Origin of the sequence: Pseudomonas lactucae (assembly GCF_036688725.1) — a bacterium.
Lineage (GTDB): Bacteria > Pseudomonadota > Gammaproteobacteria > Pseudomonadales > Pseudomonadaceae > Aquipseudomonas > Aquipseudomonas lactucae.
The window spans coordinates 86,885-93,281 of sequence record NZ_JAQQPT010000029.1 but is presented as its reverse complement, the minus strand read 5'-3'; the positions used below and the strand labels follow the sequence as shown (position 1 = coordinate 93,281).

Below are 6,397 nucleotides of genomic sequence, written 5' to 3'. Positions count from 1 at the left end.
CCGAAGGTCGTCGGTTCAAATCCGGCTCCCGCAACCAAACATCAAAAAAGGCTACTCGAAAGAGTGGCCTTTTTTGTGCCTGCTCATTTTAGGCAAATCGCGGATTGTCGAACAAAAAACCTTTCCTCACGCGCACTTACAGGCGCACAGCCACCCTTTCAGGGTTAATTCGCACTTATTTGACCCATCGGTTGATTAACGGTTGACACCTCGTCGCCGGGCTGTAGAATGCCGCCCACAGACGCGGGATGGAGCAGTCTGGTAGCTCGTCGGGCTCATAACCCGAAGGTCGTCGGTTCAAATCCGGCTCCCGCAACCAAACATCAAAAAAGGCTACTCGAAAGAGTGGCCTTTTTTGTATCTGGCAAAAAAGTTCTTCTGAAACAATGATATGGCATCTTTCATGAAACCCTGCGCGGTTTGTTGAGTCCATCTCATCGCACGCTATGATTACGCCTCTACGACCAATGGCCGCAGTCGCCCCACCCGGTGATCCGCGTTAATATTTGTAATTATTTTGTCCATAGGGATTGGTAACTTGGCTGGATACCTCCATCCTGTCGCGCACAATCCACGAGGTGATTGATGCGCGCCAACTCGTCTGAACCACAAGAGACCGTCACAGCAGAACAACCGATCACACCCACCCGCTTGCGCTGGCTGGATCTGTTGAGCAAATACCGGCAACCCATCGGGCTGGCCGTTACCTTGCTGCTGTTCGCAATCGCTCTGATCGCCTGCCGACACCTGCTGCTGGAGCTGGATCTCTATGCCCTCCACGACTCGATCCTGGAAGTGCCCAAGCCGGCATTGCTGGGTGCATTTGCCGCAGCCGTCGCCGGGTTCATCATCCTATTGGGCTATGAGTTTTCCGGCGCGCGTTACGCCGGCGTAAACCTACCCACCAAAACCCTGGCCCTGGGCGGCTTTACCGCGTTTGCCATCGGCAATGCCATTGGCCTGTCGATGCTCTCGGGCGGGTCGGTGCGCTATCGTTTATATGCGCGCCATGGCATCGGTGCTTCGGAAGTGGCCCATATGACCGTGTTCGCCAGCCTGGCCCTGGGCTGCGCCCTGCCACCGCTGGCCGCACTGGCCACGCTGAGCAACTTGCCGGCCGCATCGACCTACCTGCATTTGCCGCAAAGTGTGCTCGGCGGCGTTGCCGGCGCCGTGCTGCTGCTGTCGACGATGCTGTGCATCGGTATTTATCGCCGTCGCCTGCCGGAACAGCCGTACCCGGACAACCTGCTGGTCAGGGTTGGCCGTCGCACCCTGCGCCTGCCTGGCCGGCGCCTGACGTTCCTGCAGTTGGTCATCACCGCACTCGACGTCGCCGCCGCCGCCGCGGTTCTTTATATGTTGCTGCCGCAAGCCCCGCCGTTCGGCCCGTTCCTGCTGGTGTACCTGCTGGCCCTGGCCGCTGGCGTACTCAGCCATGTACCGGGCGGCGTCGGGGTGTTCGAAGCGATCCTGCTGGCGGCCTTCGCCGATAAGCTCGGCGCCGCGCCACTGGCCGCCGCGCTGCTGCTGTATCGCATGATCTATGTGGTGCTGCCGCTGCTGATTGCCTGCGTGTTCCTGCTGGTCAACGAGGCCCAGCGCCTGTTCCAGACCCAACAAAGCCTGCGCGTGGCCTCGGGCCTCGCGGCACCGGTGTTGGCCGTGCTGGTTTTTTTGTCCGGCGTGGTCCTGCTGTTTTCCGGCGCCACGCCGGAGATCGACTCACGCCTGGAAAACATCGGCTTCCTGATTCCCCACCGCCTGATTGACGCGTCGCACTTCGGCGCCAGCCTGATCGGCGTACTGTGCCTGTTGCTGGCCCAGGGCCTGCGTCGACGCTTGTCGGCCGCCTGGATGCTGACCATGGTGCTCCTGCTGACGGGCGCCCTGCTCTCATTGCTTAAAGGTTTCGACTGGGAAGAAGCCAGCCTGATGATCATGACGGCGGTTCTGCTGGCGATCTTCCGTCGCTCGTTCTACCGCGCCAGCCGCCTGACCGAGTTGCCGTTTTCGCCGCTGTACCTGGTGTCCAGCGTCTGCGTGCTGGGGGCCTCGATCTGGCTGCTGCTGTTTGCCTATCAAGACGTGCCTTACAGCCATCAACTATGGTGGCAGTTCACCCTCGACGCCAACGCGCCACGCGGCCTGCGTTCGTTGCTGGGGGCCGCCGTGTTGCTGGTGATCGTCTCACTGACCTGGCTGCTGCGCACCGCGCGACCGGTGATCCACCTGCCGACGCCGCAAGAGCTGGAACGCGCCACCAAGATCCTGATGGCCTCGTCCCAGCCGGACGGTGGCCTGGCGCTGACCGGCGACAAGGCGCTGCTGTTCCACCCCAACGACGAAGCCTTCCTGATGTACGCCCGTCGCGGCCGCAGCCTGGTGGCCCTGTACGACCCGATCGGCCCGACCCAACCGCGTGCCGAGATGATCTGGCAGTTCCGCGACCTGTGCGACATCCACCATGCGCGCCCGGTGTTCTACCAGGTGCGGGCGGAGAACCTGCCGTACTACATGGACATCGGCCTCACCGCGATCAAGCTGGGCGAAGAAGCCCGCGTCGACCTCAAACGCTTTGACCTGGAAGCCAAGGGCAAAGAGATGAAGGATCTGCGCTACACCTGGAACCGTGGCACCCGGGACGGCCTGTCCCTGGAGATCTGCGAGCCGGGCACGGCGCCGATGGATGAATTAAAAGTTATCTCGGACGCCTGGCTTACCGGTAAGAATGTGCGCGAAAAGGGCTTTTCCCTGGGGCGCTTCAGCGACGACTACCTCAAACACTTCCGTATCGCGATCATTCGCTTCGAAGGGCGCCCGGTGGCCTTTGCCAACCTGCTTGAAACCTACAACCATGACCTGGCCAGCCTTGACCTGATGCGCGCCCACCCGGACGCGCCCAAGCTGACCATGGAATTCATGATGGTCGGTCTGATTCAACATTATAAGAGTCACGGCTACGCCCGCTTCAGCCTCGGCATGGTGCCGTTGTCGGGCCTGCAACCGCGACGCGGTGCGCCATTGACCCAGCGCTTGGGTTCGATGGTGTTCCGGCGTGGCGAGCAACTGTATAACTTCCAAGGTCTGCGCCGCTTCAAAGACAAGTTCCAGCCTGACTGGGAACCCCGTTACATGGCCGTGCCCGCGGGACTTGATCCGCTGGTGGCGCTGGCCGATACCGCCGCCCTGATCGCGGGCGGCTTGACTGGATTGGTGAAACGCTGATGATTCGACGTTCCTGGCGGTATGTATTGGCCTTTGTAGTGCTGCTCGCCCTGGTCCTGGGCGCCGGCTTTTGGTACTGGAACCGCCCTGCCCCGCAGCCAACCCTGGAGCAGTTGCCCCAGGCCGATGGCTCGGTGATGACCCGCGTTACTCCGACCGGCACAGCCAAAGCCCGCGTCGCCGTGGCGGTAATGGCCGACGAAACCCTGACCGACAGCCAACTGATTGCCCTGAGCCAGGGCGGCAAGGCCCAGATCGTCCAGGTGATCCTGCCAAAAGATGACTGCAAGCTGCAGGAACAAGCGCTGCAAAGCGCCCTGGGCCAGCTCAAGGGCCCGGCGACGCTGGTCAGCGGCATCGGCCCTGGCGCCGCCCTCGCCTGGCGCTGGCTGGCCGCCCAGAACGACGACAAGGCCAACGCCATCTCCGTCGGCTTCGCCCTGGTGCAGGAAGGCTGCAAAGACCCACTGCCCAAGACTGCCGCCCACGGCAACTGGCTGGTGGCCTGGAACGATAACCCTGATGATGAAAGCGCCAGTTTCGTACGCGACACACCGCGCGCGACGACCAGCATCAGCGACTACGACATTCACTACCCGCAAGTCCTGAACAACGAACTGCGCAAGCAACTGGTGGGTTCGGACAACGGCGGCCTGGCGATTCCGGTGGTGGAAGTACCGGCGGGCCAGGCCAAAGACACGGTCACCCTGTTCCTCTCCGGTGACGGCGGCTGGCGTGACCTGGACCGCGACGTGGCCGGCGAAATGGCCAAGATCGGCTACCCGGTGGTCGGCATCGACACCCTGCGTTACTACTGGCAGCACAAGACCCCGGAACAAAGCGCCAAGGACCTCGCCGAGCTGATGCAGCACTACCGGCAGAAGTGGGGCACCAAGCGCTTTGTGCTGACCGGCTATTCATTCGGCGCCGACGTCCTGCCCGCCATCTACAACCGTATGCCGGAGAACGAGCAGCAGCGGGTCGATGCAATCATCCTGCTGGCCTTCGCCCGCACCGGCAGCTTCGAGATCGAAGTGGAAGGCTGGCTGGGCAATGCCGGCAAGGAAGCCGCCACCGGCCCGGAAATGGCCAAGCTGCCGGCGGACAAGGTGGTGTGCATTTACGGCGAGGAAGAAGTCGACGAGAGTGGCTGCACCGACAAGACGGCGGTGGGCGAGGCGGTGAAGCTGCCAGGCGGGCATCACTTCGACGAAAACTACCCGGCGCTGGCCAAGCGCTTGGTGGATATCATCGTCAAGCACCAGGCCAAGGCCGAGTAACTCCAGGCAACACACAGGACCAACTGTGGGAGGGGGCTTGCCCCCTCCCACAGTTGTTTTGCGGTGTTCATAAACTCTAGCGCGGTTCGATGTGCGCAATCATCAGTTGCACCGTTTCATTCCCACGGAACTCGTTAACATCCAGCTTGTAGGCCAACTCCACCCAACGCACGGTCGGGTTCGGCCAGACCTCTCGGTCCACACCAAACGCAATGCCATCGAGCTTCACCGACCCGCATTCGCTCTTGAGCACCACTTTGAGGTGCCGCTCCCCCACTACGCGCTGTTCCACCAACTGGAATACCCCGTGAAACAACGGCTCGGGAAAGTGCTGCCCCCACGGGCCGGCATGCCGCAATGCGCGGGCCAGTTCCAGGTGAAACTCTTCCACCGCCAGGGTGCCGTCGGACAGCAGGCGACCGGTCAGGTCTTCTTCGCGCAATTGACGACGCACTTCGGCATCAAAGGCCTCGGCGAACAGAGGGAAGTTTGCCTCGGGCAACGTCAACCCCGCCGCCATGGCGTGGCCGCCGTACTTGGCGATGAGGTTGGGATGCTGGCTCGCAACCACCGCCAGGGCATCACGGATGTGAAAACCCTGCACAGAGCGCCCTGAGCCCTTGAGCAGGCCATCACCGGCGTCGGCGAAGGCGATGGTCGGGCGGAAATAGCGCTCCTTCATGCGCGATGCCAGGATGCCGATGACACCCTGGTGCCACTCCGGGTCGAACAGGCACAGGCCGTAGGGCATCGAGTCCACCGGCAAGTCCTTGAGCTGGGCCAGGGCCTCGCGCTGCATGCCTTGCTCGATGGACTTACGGTCCTGGTTCATGCCGTCCAGTTGCGCGGCCATTTCCCGTGCCGCCGCGGCGTCCGTGGTGAGCAGGCATTCGATGCCCAGGCTCATATCGTCCAGGCGTCCGGCCGCGTTGAGCCGTGGCCCGAGGATAAACCCCAGGTCGGTGGAGGTGATGCGCGCCGCGTCGCGCTTGGCCACCTCAAGGATCGCCTTGATCCCCGGCCGCGCACGACCGGCGCGAATACGCTCCAGGCCTTGATGCACAAGGATGCGGTTGTTGGCGTCCAGGGGCACCACATCGGCAACGCTGCCCAGGGCGACCAGGTCGAGCAGATCGCCGATGTTCGGCTGCGGCGTGTTCGCGTACCAGCCCAGGTCCCGCAAACGCGCACGCAATGCCATCAGCACGTAGAAAATCACCCCCACGCCGGCCAGGGCCTTGCTCGGAAACTCACAGCCAGGCTGGTTCGGGTTGACGATGGCGTCCGCCGCCGGCAACTCGTCACCGGGCAAGTGGTGGTCGGTGACCAGTACTTTCAGCCCCGCCGCTTTCGCCGCCGCCACGCCTTCGACACTGGAAATGCCGTTGTCCACCGTAATCAGCAATTGCGGCTCGCGCTGCAGGGCCACCGCGACGATTTCCGGCGTCAGGCCGTAGCCATATTCGAAACGGTTGGGCACCAGGTAATCGACATGGGCCGCACCAAGCAAACGCAGGCCCAGGGTGCCCACGGTGCTGGCAGTGGCGCCATCGGCATCGAAGTCACCCACGATCAGGATGCGCTGGCGTTGTTCCAGGGCCGTCACCAACAGGTCCACCGCCGCGTCGATACCCTTGAGCTGCTGATAGGGAATCAACCGCGCCAGGCTTTTATCCAGCTCGGCCTCGGATTGCACCCCCCGTGCGGCGTAGAGACGGGTCAACAGCGGTGGCAATTCACCAAGGAATGGCAGGACAGCGGGCAACGGGCGGGGATCGATACGCATACGGAGGTGATGACTTCTCTACGGATACAACGGTTAAACGACAATTCTTCAAACAACACAAATCACTGTGGGAGGGAGCAAGTCGAATCGTCGCACCGCCCCT

The 6,397-nt window shown here is 62.5% G+C and carries 3 protein-coding genes and 1 tRNA gene; 3 read left to right on the top strand and 1 reads right to left on the bottom strand.

From position 1 onward, the window contains the following. The first annotated feature begins 242 nt into the window (after positions 1-242). From V6M90_RS27115 to V6M90_RS27105, 3 genes are all read left to right on the top strand, one after another. Positions 243-319: transfer RNA gene (locus V6M90_RS27115), tRNA-Met, on the top strand. A gap of 266 nt (positions 320-585) precedes the next feature. Then, complete coding sequence (gene mprF / locus V6M90_RS27110; RefSeq protein WP_332847425.1) at positions 586-3,228, top strand: bifunctional lysylphosphatidylglycerol flippase/synthetase MprF; 2,643 nt, start codon at positions 586-588, stop codon at positions 3,226-3,228. Next, positions 3,228-4,508, top strand: coding sequence for a virulence factor family protein (locus V6M90_RS27105; RefSeq protein WP_003175886.1), 1,281 nt, complete (start codon positions 3,228-3,230; stop codon positions 4,506-4,508). Before mprF ends, V6M90_RS27105 begins: the two co-directional genes overlap by 1 nt. A gap of 76 nt (positions 4,509-4,584) precedes the next feature. On the opposite strand, the gene recJ is transcribed toward V6M90_RS27105, so the two are convergent. Beyond that, positions 4,585-6,294, bottom strand: a complete 1,710-nt coding sequence (gene recJ, locus V6M90_RS27100; RefSeq protein WP_003175887.1) for a single-stranded-DNA-specific exonuclease RecJ — start codon at positions 6,292-6,294, stop codon at positions 4,585-4,587. Between the last annotated feature and the right edge of the window lie 103 nt (positions 6,295-6,397).

What these genes read in the sequence shown, in the direction of transcription:
- recJ (WP_003175887.1), bottom strand. Translation starts at nt 6,294, where the DNA reads ATGCGTATCGATCCCCGCCCGTTGCCCGCTGTCCTGCCATTCCTTGGT.
- V6M90_RS27105 (WP_003175886.1), top strand. Translation starts at nt 3,228, where the DNA reads ATGATTCGACGTTCCTGGCGGTATGTATTGGCCTTTGTAGTGCTGCTC.
- mprF (WP_332847425.1), top strand. Translation starts at nt 586, where the DNA reads ATGCGCGCCAACTCGTCTGAACCACAAGAGACCGTCACAGCAGAACAA.